Here is a 17,331-nt window from a genome sequence, read left to right as displayed (position 1 = left end):
TTCAATCTCACACTGCCTGATTCGGCGGGAGATTTTCACTGCAGTACGGACAGTTTTCGCCGTAAATAATCTTCCCGCAATTGGTACATTCGTGGGCACCATACGCGGGACGATCTGGGGTCACCCACCGCTGGTAAGCCAGGAACGCAAAGACCGCTGCGACGAAGACTGCAAACAGGATGGCCAGGCCGCCGGTCCCATAAGAAAAGAAAATTCCCAGATCGATGGCAATACCACAGACCAGAAAGATGAAGGCATCACGTTTCCGTTCACGACGATGGTCTTCAGAATCAACGACGATCTGCTCCTGATATTGCATGATTTGATGCAGCAGCTGATCCCGTTCCCGCTGTAGTTGCCGGGCCTCCTGAGTCGCTCCCGTCGCCTGCAACAGTCGGGCCGCCGTATCCAGGATCCGCAAAGTATCATCGGTGCTGATCTGACTTTGATGTGCCCAGCGGTTCCGATATTCTCGCAACTCCCCAACAAAACTTCGCTCCAGGGGAGACAGACGGTTGCGGAAAACACTATTCCAGTGATCCCACAAAATCAGCAGAGTTGAGTGGGCATCCCACCTGATGGCATCGCCCTCAGGTTGAGAGGTCAGTGGAGAATTACGAAAGCTTTCTTTAGCCCGGTCAATCCAGTCGTCCTTGTAGACGGCTTTCATTTCCTCTTCAATAATGGGATAGAGCCCGACCCCTAGTAAATCCAGAGTTCGTTTGATGCGTTCATTATCTCCAGCCACTCATTTCCCCCACAAGATGCTACTGGCTCAGAATGACGAGATAAAGGATGCGCCCCCAATCCCCCCCCATTCTGGATTGCATGAACAATCATTCCCTGATTTCAGGAGAAGGTCAAGGACCGATATACCATAAACCATGCAAAGCAGGGGATTTATTTGTTCATGAACAAATAGCAGCGATTGTATTGACCATGATTCCGTTCACTTTTTGCATCAGGCAATCAGATCTTCAACGACTTTGCCGTGAACATCAGTTAAACGGAAGTCGCGGCCTGAGAAACGATAAGTCAACTGCTCATGGTCGAAGCCCAGTAATTTGAGCACGGTCGCGTGCAGATCATGGACGTGAACCTTATTTTCCACCGCGGCAAATCCAAATTCATCGGTGGCACCATAAGCCTGTCCGCCTTTGACCCCACCACCAGCCAGCCAGACTGTAAAACCATGATTATTATGATCGCGGCCATTCATTTTGCCGGCATTCGCACCGGGAGTCGGTAATTCCACGACAGGCGTGCGTCCAAATTCACCACCGCACATCACAATCGTGTCCTGCAGCAGACCTCGTTGCTTGAGATCCTTCAGCAGAGCAGCAATGCCCTGCGAACAATCCCTCGCTAATCGGCGATGGTTCTTTTCGATTTCATCATGATTATCCCAGGGTTGCCCAGCGCCGTGCCAGAGTTGTACATAGCGAACTCCCCGCTCAACCAGTCTGCGGGCAATCATCATCTGTCGTGCATGCACACCCTGGCCATACATTTCGTGAATGTGTTTCGGTTCATTATTTACATCAAATACATCCGACGCCTGCATCTGCATCCGGTACGCCAGTTCAAATGACTGAATCCGCGATTCCAGCGCAGATTCCTGAGACCGCACCGACTGATGACGGCGGTTCAATGCCTGCAGAAGATCCAGCTGACGACGCTGTTCGGGTAAAGCCTGCTGTTTGTTTTTGATATTTGAAATCAGCTTTTCGATATCCGTGTGTTTCGTGTCTATATGAGTTCCCTGATAGGCTCCAGGCAGAAAGGCAGAACGCCAGTTGGCCGATTCCGTAATCGGATATCCACCCGGACACATCACTACGAACCCGGGAAGATTCTGATTCTCCGTTCCCAGACCATAGGTCACCCACGCTCCCATACTCGGACGTGGCTGAATCAGGTCACCACAGTTCATCATCATCAACGAAGGTTCGTGATTTGGCACGTTGGTATACATGGAGCGGACAAACGCAATGTCATCCACGCATTCTCCCAGTTCAGAAAACAGTTCGCTGACTTCCAGACCACTTTCGCCATACTTCTTAAACTTGAAGGGTGAGGGCAGGGAGGCACCTGTTTTACGTTCTGTCCGCAGGTTTTCCATCGGTAATTTTTTGCCGGCATATTTTGCCAGAGCAGGCTTGGGATCAAAAGTATCAACCTGTGAGGCTCCCCCATTCAGAAAGATATGGATCACATGCTTGGCTTTACCTGGAAAGTGTGCCATCTTCGGCGCCATCGGCGAGGTCGGACTGCCTGCTGAGGCACCCGCCGCCTGATTCAACATCCCTTCAGAAGCCATCAGGGAAGCCAGTCCGAGAGACCCCAGACCGGTCCCGCAACGCTGCAGCATCTGCCGCCGGGTAACGATGGGATCACAATTAAAATGTGGAATTTGATCAGCCATAATAACAGGCTCCTGCGATATTAAAATATTGGTCTTTTATAATCAGTCAACAAACATGAATTCGTTGGAAGTGCACAGCACCTGAGCGTACTTCTCCCAACCGGTCATGCGGATTGGCGTTTCAATCTGGTCATGGTGATGCGCGAGGAACTGCTTACCCAGCTCCAGTTCTTCCGCAGCAGGATTTCTTAACAAGACCCGCTGATACAACTTCGTGACGGCTGCCTCCACGCCCTGGTCTTTCGCTACTTTTTCCAGATCCAGATCTTTTACCAGGAAGCGTGACTGTTCAATTAACAGGGGGCTGTTCATGGCAAACAGTGCCTGCTGAGGCACGGTGGTGTAAGGCCGCTGTGCCGTACTGGATTCGACATTCGCAAAGTCGAATGTCCGGAAAACGTTGGGCAGATTATTACGATCCACAAAACTGTAAACGGTCCGTTTTGGTTCGGTCGGCATCTGATCAATCAGGAAGCCTCTGCCTTCGGTTTCATCGCTCAGTTGTCCCGAAACTGCCAACAGGGAATCACGCATTGCCTCAAAGTCGAGTCGCGTGGGAGATCGTTTCCAGAGCAGGCGGTTATCGGAATCAATCAGGCGTGCCTGTTGACTTTCCTGCGTTCCCTGCTGATACGTCGCAGACAACATGATAATTTTATGCAGCGATTTTACCGACCAGCCTTCTTCCATAAAGCGGGAAGCCAGATAGTCCAGCAACTCCGGGTGGGAAGGCGGATCGCTGCGGACACCAAAATCACTGGGAGTTTTTACGAGCCCATCGCCAAAATGATGCAGCCAGACTCGATTGACGAATACCCGTGCGGTCAGGGGATTCTCTTTCGATGCGATGGCCTCTGCCAGTTCCAGGCGACCACTTCCTTTTTCAAACGGTTTGCGGTCTTCGCCGGCCAGAATCCGGAAGAACTGTCGCGGTGCCTGATCTCCCCGACGGCCCGGATTTCCTCTCAAATGTACATGAGAAGTAACCGGTTTATCTTTATCCAGCATCACCATCGCCCGCGGCGGTGCGCCCGGTGATGTTACATCCAGCGTTTCCAGTTGCTTCTCCAACTGGCGAATTTTATTCCGCTGCGCCCGATTAAACATTGACGCTGCCACTTCATCCTTACTGGCAGCAGGACAATCCGTATCATACAGAATCTGCCGCAATTCTTCTGCCGCTGGATCTTCCAGTTTTTCAGGATGAGGTTTTTTCGCTTTCTCTGCTTCTGCCAGTTCTTTCAACCACGCCTGCTCGACTTCTTTGAACGCAGTTCCATAAGCTCGGCAGACATCATAAATGTTTTCCGGTGGATTGTTCTTCAATGCGTGCACAACCAGACGGTTCACTCGTTTGTCGGCCTGTGTTTCTGCCTCCAGCAGTGACAGTTTCTGAACGATCTCCGCTGCACGCGCAGGAAATTCGTCGGGCTTCACTTTCAAAGCGGCAAACTGGTTCCACGGGGCGAGCACTGCCCGCTGTGATTTGGCATTCCGCGCCAGATAAGAACGCCAGAGATCGACGTACCGTCGATGAGGCGCTTCCTTGCCTGCATACTCAGGCTTCAGGTCGCCTGCTGCCAGTTTCTGTTTTTCAGCCACTGCCTGCAGCACATCACCTACGCTCAATCGAGCGGTCGCCCTGAACTTCTCTGCTTCGACATGAATATAATCATCGACGTTCTTTTGTCGTTTGGCCCGCTCGGTCTGATATTCTTTGTAGGCCTTTTCTGATTTCGGTTTCCCGATCAGAGGCAGATCTTTCTCTTCCGGTTCATAACTGCTGATGAACACGCTATACAGCCCGTAATAATCTTTGGTGGGAACAGGATCAAACTTATGGTCGTGGCAGCGGGCACATGATGCCGTCAATCCCAAGAGGCCGCGGGAAACGAGGTCAATCCGGTCGTCGGTAATATCATGAATATTTCCCCGATAACGACGTCCCACGGTCAGGAAGCCCAGCGCTGCCAGCGAACGGTCATCGCCTTTGCGGTCGAGCTGATCAGCCGCCAGCTGTTCTCGAATGAACTGGTCATAGGGGAGATCTTCATTAAACGCACGAATTACATAATCGCGATACGTGTAGGAATAAGGGTAGCGACGTTCCGAGGTAAACACATAACCTTTGGTATCCGCATAGCGGGCTACATCCAGCCAGTGCCGACCCCAGCGTTCTCCATAATGGGGAGAAGCCAGCAGACGATCAATCAGCTTTTCGTAAGCATCCGGTGATTGATCATTCACGAATGCTTCCACTTCCTGATAAGTGGGAGGCAGGCCGATCAGATCGACGGTCGCGCGACGAATCAGTTTGCGGCGATCAACGGCAGGTGACAGACTCAGGCCTTTCTCTTCAAGACGTTTGATGACGAACGGATCAACCGGCGATGAGACCCGCTGCGAATCTTTTACTTCAGGCAGTTGTGGTTTCGTCACAGGCTGAAATGACCAGTGGCTTTCTGCCAGCGTTTCATAATCATAAGCGCCATTGGTGGGAGCCAGCTTGGCATCCTTCTCAGAAAACGGCCAGGGCGTGCCCATTTTCACCCAACGCGTCAATGCCGCGATTTCATTGTCCGGCATTTTTTTCTCAGGAGGCATCTGACTGTCATCGTCATGGTACTGGATGACCTGAATAATACGACTCTTGAGAGGATCTCCCGGTACAACCGCTGCGCCGGAATCACTGCCTTTCATCATCCAGGCGTGAGTGTCGAGACGCAGGCTCGCTTCCTGTTTTTTAGCACCATGACAGGCATGACAGCGTTTCACCAGAACCGGACGAATTTCTTTTTCGAAAAACTCAATCTGCTCGGCAGGAATTTTTTTATTATTGGCAGCAACGCTCAAACCGGGTGCTGACAACGCAGAAAAAACAAAAACGGTTAACCAGCAGATGCCTGATGCCAAGCCAGATTTTGATGATGGATGAAACAGAATCCAAGGCCGCTTCATTTTCAACTCTTTCTCAGTGAAACCGTGGTGGGAAAATAAGGGAGGGAGGGAGATTACCTGATGGCGAGCCAGTCAACTCCTCTGTCTGTTATTCTACTCTGCCAGAGACGCAAAGTGTAGCCTGCTTTTTGCACTTAAACCTTTTGAAGCATAGGTTTAGTTCGATTCATTTTCATCTGTATTCTTAACATTGTTGTGAAAATCCCGCCCGGTGCCCCATTTAAAACAGAGCCAAAATGCAGTACAGTAGCAATCAAGCTGTCCTGTTTACCGGGATAACTGCCTGTACTGACTGAGCTTGCCATAAAAAAGGAAGCTCGGCTACTGCATCAGTCTCTGGAAACAGGTTAATAATAATATCGGCTGAATCTCAAACTGGTTTGACCGAATCATCATCCGACAGGATTAGAAAAACAGGGGGAATCATGAGTGAAGATCAAGCTCTCACTGAGGCCGAAATCCAGGAATTCCTGAACACTTACTCCAACTGGGAACTCCGCGATGGCTGGATTCGCAGAAAATATGGCACTCCCGGCTGGGCGCATACTTTGATGCTGGTCAACACAATCGGATATCTGGCAGAAGCAGGAAATCATCATCCAGACCTGAGTGTTGGCTATGCAGCGGTCACAGTGAAACTGCAGACACACAAAGTGCACGCCATCACAGGGAAAGACATCAGCCTCGCGAAAAAAATTGAAGAAACGGTACTCTGGCAACCGGAAGCAGATTCCGCGCTGGACGGATATCCTAAAAAATGGGTCCACTGATTGAAATCAAATCCATCGATTTTGATTGACCAGAGATAACAGGATGCAGCTTTGAAGAAAGATCAACGATGAAACAGGAACGCATCCTGTTCGTAACCGGCAGGCTGGCTGAATTTTCATTACGTGGCGTCTTAGACAAACTGGCCCCTCGGGTCGGCTTTGAGTTTGAGGTCGTCGTTTTGAATGTCCAGGTCGCCGCCCTGATGCATGTCCCACTGATCCAGCGCAGGCTTACCATTCCTGCAGGGATCGACTGGGTCATGTTGCCCGGACTCTGCAAAGGAGATCTGCAGACGCTCACCGATCATTTCGGCGTTCCCTTCAAACGAGGTCCCAAAGATCATTTTGACCTGCCCGAATATTTCGGACAGGCAGATCGTCCCCCTAAAGATCTCTCCCGGTTTGACATCGAAATTCTGGCAGAAATCAATCATGCTCCTTTTCTGACCGACGAAGAAATACTGCGCCAGGCAGACCATTATCGCGATAATGGTGCAGACCTGATCGACGTCGGCTGTGTTCCCGGAGAAAGCTGGGCTCGCACGGGAGAAATTGTCAAGAAACTGGTCGCGGCAGGCCATCGGATTTCGATCGACAGTTTTGAACGCACCGAAGTAGAAGCAGCGGTCGCAAACGGAGCAGAACTCATTCTGAGCTGTAACCACACCAACCTGGACTGGGTTTCCAGACTGGGCGTCGAAGTCGTCGCCATCCCCGATGTCCCCAGCGATTTTGAGTCGCTGCACACGATCGTGGATCAACTCACAAAACAGAACACGCCCTTTCGCATCGACCCGATCCTCGAACCGATCGGTTATGGCTTTGCAGCATCTCTGGAACGCTTCTATCGAGCCCGCAAAGAATTTCCGGATGTGAAAATCATGATGGGTATCGGCAATCTGACCGAACTGACAGAAGTGGATACTGCCGGCATGAACGTGCTGCTGGCTGCGTTTTGCCAGGAATTGAAAATTCATAGCGTTCTCGCAACCGAAGTCATTAACTGGGCCCGCAGTGCGATCGCCGAATTCGATCACGCCCGGCGTCTGGTCAAGTATGCCATCGATAATCAGACACTCCCGAAGCACGTCGATTACCAACTGGTCATGCTGCGCGATCCGAAGCTCAAAGAACTCGGCTCAGAAGCATTGGAGAACCTGGCAGCTCAGATCCGGGACCCGAACTATCGGATTTTTGCAGAAGAAAATGCTTTACACATCATGAACCGGGATGGCTACTGGAAAGGCACCGATCCGTTTGAACTCTTTGATCAGTTCCAGGCAGCCCATCCGAAAGATCTGGATGCATCGCATGCCTTTTATCTGGGCTACGAAATGTGTAAAGCAATGACGGCATTAACCTTGGGAAAACAATATCAGCAGGATCAGCCCTTAAACTGGGGCTTCTTAACGCAGGCGGAACTCAGCGCACTGGACCGCCGCCGCGAGCAGGGTGAAGACACGCAATGTGGACCTCGCTGATGATTCCTTCTCGATTCGGGTCCTGTTATACTGTGGGCCTGGTGGCCCTTGTTTGTCGGTTGCTCACAGCGTGTTTTTATTCAATATAGATGCATCATGTCTGGAAAATTATCTCAGGATCTGTCTCAAGAGCAGGGGAGCCCCATCGCGGACCAGCTCCCGCTTGTGGAAGAACTGATCCCCTGTCCGGACCTGGAACAACTGCTGCTCGAGTTCGCCGGCGAGGACAACCTGCTGGTTCTGGACAGTGCCCGCCAGTCCTCCTCGCAGGGCCACTTTTCGTACTTAATGTGCAATCCTCTCACGCGGACTCAAATTCAGACCGCTGAACTGGGAACAGATCCCTTTGCGCTGATGCGCGAAGTACAGGCACGTCATCACGTCGAATCGGTTCCGGGACTGCCCCCTTTTCAGGGTGGGTTCGCCGGGTTACTCTCCTACGAACTGGGGCGCTGCTGGGAGGATTTTCCCCGCGCACCACAAGATGAATTTCAGCTCCCCGATTTCGCCGTCGGCTTTTACGACTGGGTCGTCGCCTGGGATCATCACCAGCATCGCGCCTGGCTGATCGTCCAGGGATTTGACGAGAGTCTGAATTCACAGAGCTACGAACGAGCGACCCAACGCTGTCAGTCTGTCAAAGCACGCATTGATTCAGTCCTCTTTGATCGTAGCAGCAGGATCGATCCGCTGCCGCAGTGGAATACGGAGCCTCCACTGCCTCGGGAAGCGATTTCTTCTGCATTTCCGCTGGAAGGTTATCCTCATATCTTCAGCAATTTCAGTAAACAGCAGTTTCAGGATCATGTCGCACGTATAATCGAATACATTAACGCAGGTGATATTTTTCAGGCCAACTTTTCGCATCGACTTCTCAGTCAAACTACCACTCATCCTGCAGAACTGTATTTGAATTTACGTTCGAAGAATCCCGCTCCTTTTGCCGGTTATTTTGGCTGGGAGGACTGGGCAGTCCTCAGCGCTTCCCCTGAACGTTTTCTGAATGTCTCTGGGAACGAAGTGGAAACGCGCCCCATCAAGGGGACCCGACGCCGAAAGTATGTTCCCGAAGCCGACCTGCTCACGCGTGATGAACTGCGGGAAAGCGAAAAGGACCAGGCCGAAAATGTGATGATCGTCGATCTGCTCCGCAATGACCTGTCGCGCGTCTGCCTGCCCGGGAGCATCCGAGTGCCCCACCTCTGCTCAGTGGAAACATACGAAACAGTACAACACCTGGTATCAGAAGTTCGTGGACAACTCAAACCCGATCAAACAGTCTGGGATCTGCTCGCTGCCTCTTTTCCCGGTGGTTCCATTACGGGGGCTCCCAAGGTGCGTTCAATGGAAATCATCGCCGAACTCGAGCCCACGGTCCGAGGCCCATATTGTGGCTGTCTGTTTTATGCTGGCCTCAATGGAGAATTCGACAGCAACATTCTGATTCGGACCTTCACCGTGCGGAAGGGCTGGATTCAGTTCCCGGTGGGAGGCGGTATTATCGCTCAAAGTCAGCCTCGACTGGAATACGAAGAAACCCTGCATAAGGCGGCGGGGATGATTGCCGCACTTCACAATTAAATGACTGCTACAGAATTAATTTGATGATCCTGATTATTGATAACTATGACAGCTTCGTGTTTAACCTGGCACGCTATTTTGAAGAGCTCGGTCAGGAAACACAGGTCATCCGCAATGATCAGATCACCCTCGCACAGGCAACGGAACTGAAACCGTCTGCCCTGGTTCTCTCACCGGGCCCCTGTACTCCAGAAGAAGCAGGCCTCAGCCAGGAACTGGTCCGTCACTTTACCGGACAGATCCCGATCCTTGGCGTCTGCCTCGGGCATCAATCGATCGCCGCCAGTCTGGGGGGAAAAATTATCAGAGCACCACAACCCGTACACGGCCAGACGTCTCTGATCTATCATCATAATTCACGCCTGTTATCCAGTCTGCCTGACCCGTTCCCGGCCACGCGCTATCACTCGCTGATCATCGATGAAGCAACCCTGCCAGCCGAACTGCAGATTACGGCACGCACAGCAGAAGGCATACCGATGGCCATCGAACACCAGAGTGCTCCGTTATTCGGTGTACAGTTCCACCCGGAATCAATTCTCACCAAATGCGGACTGGAGTTGCTGGAAAAGTTTCTCACCTATATTCCGGACACGACACCTCAAACCCAGGACACAATCCACTGAGCTTTCCCGTGACGGTTAGTTAAGCTGGTTTAAGTTTGCTTTTTGACACTCCACGAAATCCGTTACGACCCTGCCTTTTTTTCGATTCCTCACAGCACGTCCTGAATCGAGTGTAATACTTCACAACAACCTCCCCTCAGCCAACCGATAAAAACGAAGATATCAGAGTATTGATGACTCTGCTGTCGTTTTTACTGAACGTGAGTTCGTTCATGCATCGAGAGCGAATCACATTTAACCATCGCGTCTCTCAACCTGTTAAACTCGGCCCAAACGGCCCTGGAGACGCTACAGTAAAACTGGACACAGTCTGGAAGATTTGCGGGGACATTATTCATGCGATTCACCAACGAAAACGTGAAACACCAATTTGTATCAATCGTAACAGTTGCGTTCACTCTGTTTACGATATCGATCAGCTCTTCGTTCGCCGGTGAATGGCTGCATGACTTTCAGGCTGCGCAAAAACTCGCACAAGATAAAGATGTTCCGCTGCTCGTACATTTCCATGCATCCTGGTGTGCCCCCTGTAAACAGATGGAACAGACGGTTCTAAGTACGCAGACCCTTAAGAACATTCTCGGTAAACGCATTATCGGTGTCAAAATCGACAGTGATCAGTATCCGCAACTGGTCGATCGTTTCAACGTAAAATCGCTTCCCAGTGATATCCTGCTGACTCCCACTGGAACCATCATCACACGTGCAGGCGGAATGCAGCAGAAACACACCTACTTAAGTTTCCTCGGGCGCGGTGCTTCCCGGTATGAAAACGACCGCAGAGTCTACCTGGCTCGAAAAAGTAAACAGGAACTGATGGCGCGAAAGCAGCAGGAAAGTGAATCGGTTGAAGAAGAATCGATTGAGATAGAAGTGCAGGAGGAAGTCGAAGAAAAAACTTACGTCGCAACAGATCCTGCCAGAATCGGCCTGGAAGGCTACAGTCCCATCGCTTTGACCCGGGACCGCAAATGGACGAAAGGCAAAGAAGAATTCAGCTGGCCGTACCAGGGCATTACCTATCTGCTCTCCAGCCGTACCGAACTTGAAATCTTCAAGATTGACCCAGGACGTTATGCCCCGCAATTACTGGGCTGCGACCCTGTGATTCTGAATAAGCAGGACCGCGCCATTCCCGGCGATACAAAATACGGGGCCTACTACGATCACAACCTGTATCTGTTTGTGGACGTGGAATCCCGTGAAGAATTCAAAAAGAATCCAGACCGCTTCAGTCGTACAATGCATGTCTTGAAAATCGAAGAGGTCGAAGGCAGCGTCGTCCGCTAAACGGAGCTGCTATTTAGTATTTGCAGGTTTCTTAGCCGGTTCCACTTTCTGAGTTTCCAGGGGAATCGGTACAGGCTGTTTATCGCCCTGCGATTCTCTCAACTTCTGCAGACGACCACGGTACCGTTCATACAGTCGCGTCTGTTTACTTTCCGGTGGCAGCAACTTACCACCGACACAGACCGCTTTGATATGTGAAGTATGTTGCAGTGGCGAACCGTCGGCAATGATCAGATTCGCCAGTTTACCCGCGGTCAGAGACCCGACCTGATTGTCAATCCCCAGAATTTCTGCTGCAGAGAGTGTTACAGATCGCAAAGCAGCCTGCTCAGGCAGTCCGTAAGCCACTGCCATCGCGGCTTCAAACGGTGTGTTCCGTGAATTCCAGGCACTGTGAGAACGAATACAAAATGGAACTCCTGCATCATACAGGTGCCCCGGATTCGCATAGGGTGCGTCGAAAGGATCGTAGTCGTCCTGTGGCTTCTGCATCACAGGACCGACGATTACCGAAACCTTCCGCTGCTTCAATTCCTCTGCCAGTTTCCAGGCATCCGCACCACCAGTAATCACAATCCGCAGCTTTTCTTCTGCCGCAAACAGCAGGGCGCCGGCAATCGCTTCGCGCGAATTTGCCTCAATAAAGACCGGCTTCTGTTGTTGCAGATAAGGAATCAACGCTTCATACCGGGGATCAGTGACCGGCTCCCGTGTCCCTTTTTCTTTTGTCTGCTGCTTCAGCTTCTGATACAGGCGTGCCTGCCGGATAAAGTCCTTCAGTTCCGACTGACGTTCCTCTTTCGTACTCCAGTCAATCTGCAGGCCGGCTTCCAGTTCCATCACCATTTCAGGAGCAGTCCAGCCCGCTGTCTGCACCAGGGATGCCTGACCGGAGATCAGACCGGACTGTGGACTGACCAGGACCGTCGTGATCCCCCCCGCACGAGCCACGGGAAACAGCTCGGAATCGGGATTAATCGCAACGCCCGTCCGCAAATCGGGCTGCAGATCACCACTTTCCGCATAGTCTCGTGTTTCGCGGACCTTGTCGATTTCTGTTAATCCTAATGTGGAACCGGAATCAATCATCCCCGGATAAATATGGAGTCCTGCAGCATCAATCACCGTCATCCCTGCGGGCAGTGATTTTGCAGGCCCTGCATAAGTAATCTTCTTATCTTTGACGATGACAGTCCCCTGGGCAATATCACCCCGATCAATCGGGTGCAGCGTCGCGCCGGTAATCGCATACTCAGTCAATTCCTCCGCCGGCAAATCCAGTTTTGCATCGGTCTGTGCAGCAATCGATACTTGAGGTGCCTTGGAACGCCGCTCTGCCGACTCGGTCATTGCTGTCGGCTGCTGACGGCGATCAAAATAGACTTCTCCCTCGATGATGGTCATCTCACACCGCGAATAGGCATTCAGAGGATGACCACTGAAAACGGCGAAGTCACCATCTTTACCGATTTCGATCGAACCGATCTGCTGATCGAGTCCCAATTCCCTGGCAGGATTGATCGTGATGGTGCGCAGTGCTTCGTTGAATGACATGTTTCCGTAGCGGACTGTCTTGGCGGCTTCCAGATAGAGGTGACGGATCAGTTCCCAGTCATCACTTTTGATGACTGTATTAATACCTGCTTCATTCAACAGAGCCGCGTTATAGGGAACGGCATCGAAGGCCTCAATTTTATAAGCCCACCAGTCCGAAAATGTACTGCAGCTGGCACCGTGGGCCAGAATCTCGGGAGCGATCTTATAGCCTTCCAGAACATGTTGCAGCGACCAGACACGAATGCCCATATTGGACGCCACCCGCAACAGCATCAGAATTTCATCCGCGCGATAGCAGTGCGAATGGATAAACTTTTCATGGTTTACAATGTCTGCCAGTGCTTCCAGCCTCAGGTCCCGTCGAGGAGGCAGCCGTTTGATGTCCGGTTCATTTTTCTGTAACTTTTCATACTCCTGCCACTGTCGGCGGTAATCGATGGCTTCCAGAAACGCACGTTGCAGCGTCGCTTCAACCCCCATGCGGGTATTGGGAAAACGCGAGGTGCGATATTTGACATTTTCCCCCAACGCAAATTTCACCCCTTGAGGAGCATCGTGCAGAATATGCTCCCGGGCTGACTTGCCGTGTTTGAGCTTCACAACCGCATCCTGACCGCCAATCACATTTGCCGAACCATGAAACAACCGCGCGGCAGTCACGCCCCCCGCTAAAGCGCGATACTCAGACGGGTCTGCGGTATTCACGACATCACGAACGCGGACTTCAGGGACAATCGACTGCGAATACTCATTGATCCCATCTGTGATCATGATATGACTGTGGGTGTCAATGATGCCCGGCATCACATACTGTCCGGTGACATCAATGACGGTTGTCTGCTCAGGTACTTTCAGATCGCTTCCAATGGCAACAATCTTACCTTTTTTGACCAGCACCGAGGTCTGCGGCATTGTTTCTCCGGTGACAGTGATCACCGTTCCATTTTCCAGCAGTAGATTCCCCCCCGTATTTACCGCCTGGCTGATACGATCGGCCTTGAGTTCCGTATTAAACTGATGCAGGTTGGGGCGGTCTACGTTTTTGAAAACCGGTTTTTCTGCCACCAGGACTTCGCTGTCAGAATCGGCCAGCAGATCTTCACCGTCGTCCATTCCCTCCAGCGAGAGCTGGATCGGATTCTCAACGACCGGTTCCATCGTCTTCACTTTTCGAACCGCCGACCACTGCGTTTCTGTCCCAAAGGCCGACTTCAGTTTTCCGGAAAGCGATTCCGGCTTCAACTCTTTCCCCAGTTCGCCTTTAAACTGCAATTCAATCGAATGTTCGCCGGCACCAATGGCCACGGTGAATTCAAACTGTGACTTTTCAATCTTACCAGAAGTGACTTTGCCGTCCCCCTTTTCACTGGAAAACGTACCTCGCAAGACCGTCTTATCCTGCGCGAGCTGCAGTTGACCAATCACTTTACCTTGAGCTGACTGGATTTCGACACCCCACTGGCCGGCTAAATCGACGATAGCAGGTTCAGGCTTCTCTTTAGCCCCGGATTCAGGTTTGTCTTCTTTGTCTTCTTTCTTTTTCTCTTCGAAATCCAGCTTGAGGCCATCTACAAACAGGTAGCGTACTTTCGTTTCACTCTTTTCCCAGGAACCGGACATCACCGTCAGATGCGCCAGCTTGCCTGCGTCAATCGTCCCCAGACGTGATTCCATGCCGAGCAGAGTCGCTGCATCCTGCGTCAGAAAACGTAAAGCCTGATCTGCTGACAGGCCCTCTTTCACTGCGACTCGCAATTGTGGCAGAACGTCTTCGACATGTTTTTTCATCGATTCCGAAGAGACAGCAACCGGTAAACCGCTTTCTGCCAACTGACTGAGTCCCTGAATCTGCTCTTTCCAGAGACGGAGTTTTTCCTGCTGGACACGAACGGGATCAGAAAATTTAGTCGTCAGTTTTTTCTCATCCTCTGGTTCTTTTACTTTCGGTTTCTCGGGAATGTTCAGCCGGATAATCAAGCCGCTCGATTCATTTTTCAGGCGATCCAGACACAGGTAGGCTTCTTCGCCACCATAGATCACCGGTTTCAGATGGAACTCCGCACAGAAATCGAGTGTCCGTAAAATCTCATCCCGCGAGTCAGCCGTAAACACGGGAGTTTTTTTGCCATGCAGAACATCCTTCAACTCTGCATAAGCAGGATCACTCGGCGGGCGTTTAATGAACGCACTCTGCTCCTGATACAGATCCCAGTGTTGCTCGTAGTGCTGTGTGTCTAATAAGGTCTGCCGTAAATGGGCAAGGGCGCCCATCAGAGTGGTGGGATAAACATCGCCACGGGGTGCATACAGACGAAAGGTACTCATGGTCGATTTAACCAGAGTCGCTTCCCGTACAGGCAACTCACTGGTGGAGAGCAGTGTCCCCTGGCCACTGGCGATCTTTCCCTGGGGAAGCAGATGCACGGCTGTGAACCCGGCCTTCTGGTATTTTTCGAAACTGTTCTTTTTGCGAACGACGGCTTCATTCGCCAGAAATTCCGGACTGAGATAATTTCGATTATCGGGGCGCGTCGCCGCCAGGGCATAGCGCCCAAAATCGACTTTGCGCTCACTCGGCTGGGGGGCCTTGATATCCTTATTGAGCAGTTCGCTGGAAGCGGCATCAATGAAACCCGGGTAAATCACTAATCCCGTGCAGTCGATCACGTCTGCATCCGCAGGAATTTTCAGATCCATTCCCACATTTTCTATCAGCCCCTCGCGGATCAAAATCGTCGCATTCTCCAAAGTTTTATCCGGCTGGGTGACCACCCGGGCGCCCGTCAAAGCGAAGACGGTTGGCTCAAAGCCCACATTGCGTACAGCTTGCGCCTCAGCAAGCCGGGGCAGAGTCTGCAGCGAGAAAACAGACAACAGACAGAAAATACGTAGATAAGACATGGCTGTACCAGATCAGTTTCATGAAAACAGGTAGGACAAAATGACTGCGGGGTTTCACTTTAACAGTCGCGCCGACGGTTGAGAATAGGGATTTAGCCAGGAAATCGATTTCCCGCTAATTGCCCCGGACTGTAAATGAACCTGAAAAGGAGCCTGTTCATTTCGACGTTTTTTTGATCATTGTTTTTTTCCGGCTCTGATCGTATTCGCTGGTATCCCAGACAGGACCTTCCTTCTGAACAGCCGCGTACTTCTGCACCAGCTTTTTCTTCAATGTGTCCAGTCGTTTCTGTTCCTGCCAGGCCAGATTATGTTGCTCGCTGATGTCGTCTTTCAAGTTATATAGTTCGAACTTTGTCAGCTTCGCGTTCTTGATAATCTCCTGTGAAACGGAATTGACGTTTCCTCCCAGAGGGATGATGCCTTCCGGGCCACTCCAGTGCGCGACAACTTTCCAGTCCCCCTCGCGCATCGCTACACGTGGCGTACTGTATGCACGATAGTAATTCCAGAACAGAGGCGTTGTTCTCTCAATCTTATTCCCGGCAAAGAGGGGTAGCAGACTGGCACCATCCAGGGGGCGCTGATCAGGCACTGCGACGCCTGCGATTTCACAGAAGGTCGGCAGCAGGTCTACACTGCAGACGGGTGTCGCAATCTCCTGGCCCGCCTTGATTTTTCCCGGCCAGCGGACAATGCCCGGCACACGAATTCCCCCTTCGTAGATATGCAGTTTCATGCCACGCAGCACACCCGGAGATCCCCAGGAGCGTCTTGAGCCTTTCCCATAGCGATTCAATGTTTCGGGCCCATTGTCAGATGTGAAGAACACCAGTGTATTGTCGGCGACCTTCAGTTCATCCAGTTTTATCAACAGTTTTCCGACGGCACGGTCCATATTTGCGACATTCGCGAAGTACTGTGCCTGATCTTCATACAGACTCTTGTCGAGATATGTTTCCACCAGTGCAGGGGGAGAAGCCACCCGCTCGTGCGGTTCGTGAAAACAGACATGCAGAAAAAAGGGTTTCTCTTTCTCGCGCCAGTCACTCAACCAGCGAATTCCTTCATCGGCGACGATCTGGCAGGAAAACCCTTCGATCTCACCCAGTGGCTTTCCGTTCCGCACAAAATTATTGGGATTCTCATGCGTGGGCAGGGCGTTGTTCTGGGTGCTGAACCAGTGACGAAAACCATGATCGCCCGGTTGCGGCTGTTCTTTGGAATTGAACATGCCATTGCAATGCCACTTCCCCACATGCGCGGTGTCATAGCCCGCCTGCTGCAGCAGTTGCGCTACGGTGACTTCATCCCGCTTGAGATGCATCGGATGACCTTCGGGAATCCAGTCATACACGCCCAGACGATTCGGAGTCCGTCCCGTCAGCAAACCAGCCCGCGACGGAGAACAGACAGGAGCACTGGCATAACAGTCCGTCAGCCGCATCCCCTCGGAGGCCAGTTGGTCCAGATGAGGTGTTTTGATCACGGGGTGACCATAACAGGCCAGATCACCATAACCCAGATCGTCACAGAGAATTATCACGATATTCGGTTTGGCAGCCTGTTGTTTTTCGACAGCCTGCAATTCAGGCAAACCAAGTAACAGGACTGTTGCCAACAGCAGGGCAAGCGCACTTTTGAGATACATGTCAACTTCCAGATGAATGGTGAGGATTTATAAGATGGCAGTCGGTCGGTACAATTTCTCCATCATGAACGATGCAGAGACACGTCGCAAT

The 17,331-nt window shown here is 51.6% G+C and carries 10 protein-coding genes; 5 read left to right on the top strand and 5 right to left on the bottom strand.

What is annotated here, in order from left to right; translation table 11 throughout:
* Positions 1 to 7: 7 nt before the first annotated feature.
* From GmarT_RS11305 to GmarT_RS11295, 3 genes are all read right to left on the bottom strand, one after another.
* Positions 8 to 748: a Swt1 family HEPN domain-containing protein gene (locus tag GmarT_RS11305; RefSeq protein ID WP_002647938.1), complete on the bottom strand. Its 741-nt coding sequence runs from the start codon at positions 746 to 748 to the stop codon at positions 8 to 10.
* Positions 749 to 961: 213 nt separating this feature from the next.
* Complete coding sequence (locus GmarT_RS11300; RefSeq protein WP_002647939.1) at positions 962 to 2,425, bottom strand: DUF1501 domain-containing protein; 1,464 nt, start codon at positions 2,423 to 2,425, stop codon at positions 962 to 964.
* Positions 2,426 to 2,467: 42 nt separating this feature from the next.
* Complete coding sequence (locus GmarT_RS11295) at positions 2,468 to 5,383, bottom strand: PSD1 and planctomycete cytochrome C domain-containing protein (protein WP_002647940.1); 2,916 nt, start codon at positions 5,381 to 5,383, stop codon at positions 2,468 to 2,470.
* Between the two features lie 425 nt (positions 5,384 to 5,808).
* Here GmarT_RS11295 and GmarT_RS11290 point away from each other — a divergent pair, with 425 nt between their 5' ends.
* The 5 genes from GmarT_RS11290 to GmarT_RS11270 all read left to right on the top strand — a co-directional run bounded on the left by GmarT_RS11290 (position 5,809) and on the right by GmarT_RS11270 (position 11,131).
* Positions 5,809 to 6,153 (top strand): 4a-hydroxytetrahydrobiopterin dehydratase, encoded by a 345-nt coding sequence (locus GmarT_RS11290; RefSeq protein WP_002647941.1) that lies wholly within the window; start codon positions 5,809 to 5,811, stop codon positions 6,151 to 6,153.
* 68 nt (positions 6,154 to 6,221) lie between these two features.
* The gene (locus GmarT_RS11285; protein ID WP_002647942.1) at positions 6,222 to 7,634 is read left to right on the top strand and encodes a DUF6513 domain-containing protein; all 1,413 of its coding nucleotides are present in this window, start codon (positions 6,222 to 6,224) and stop codon (positions 7,632 to 7,634) included.
* Between the two features lie 96 nt (positions 7,635 to 7,730).
* Positions 7,731 to 9,215 carry an aminodeoxychorismate synthase component I gene (gene pabB, locus GmarT_RS11280; protein WP_002647943.1) on the top strand — a complete coding sequence of 495 codons (1,485 nt, stop codon included), beginning with the start codon at positions 7,731 to 7,733 and terminating at the stop codon, positions 9,213 to 9,215.
* Between the two features lie 23 nt (positions 9,216 to 9,238).
* Entirely contained in the window at positions 9,239 to 9,841 is a 603-nt protein-coding gene (locus tag GmarT_RS11275; RefSeq protein WP_002647944.1) for an anthranilate synthase component II, read from the top strand.
* A gap of 336 nt (positions 9,842 to 10,177) precedes the next feature.
* A complete protein-coding gene (locus tag GmarT_RS11270; RefSeq protein WP_002647945.1) occupies positions 10,178 to 11,131 on the top strand; it encodes a thioredoxin family protein in 954 nt (317 codons plus the stop codon).
* A 9-nt stretch (positions 11,132 to 11,140) separates the two neighbouring features.
* Here the strand turns inward: GmarT_RS11270 and GmarT_RS11265 are convergent, their stop codons facing one another.
* On the bottom strand, positions 11,141 to 15,589 hold the full coding sequence (locus GmarT_RS11265) for an amidohydrolase family protein (protein WP_002647946.1): 4,449 nt from the start codon (positions 15,587 to 15,589) through the stop codon (positions 11,141 to 11,143).
* Between the two features lie 157 nt (positions 15,590 to 15,746).
* Positions 15,747 to 17,240, bottom strand: a complete 1,494-nt coding sequence (locus GmarT_RS11260; RefSeq protein WP_002647947.1) for a sulfatase — start codon at positions 17,238 to 17,240, stop codon at positions 15,747 to 15,749.
* Positions 17,241 to 17,331: the final 91 nt, after the last annotated feature.

This window comes from Gimesia maris, assembly GCF_008298035.1.
Classification (GTDB): Bacteria; Planctomycetota; Planctomycetia; order Planctomycetales; family Planctomycetaceae; genus Gimesia; species Gimesia maris.
The sequence above is the reverse complement of the archived record's forward strand: the minus strand, read 5'-3'. Positions and strand labels throughout refer to the sequence as shown.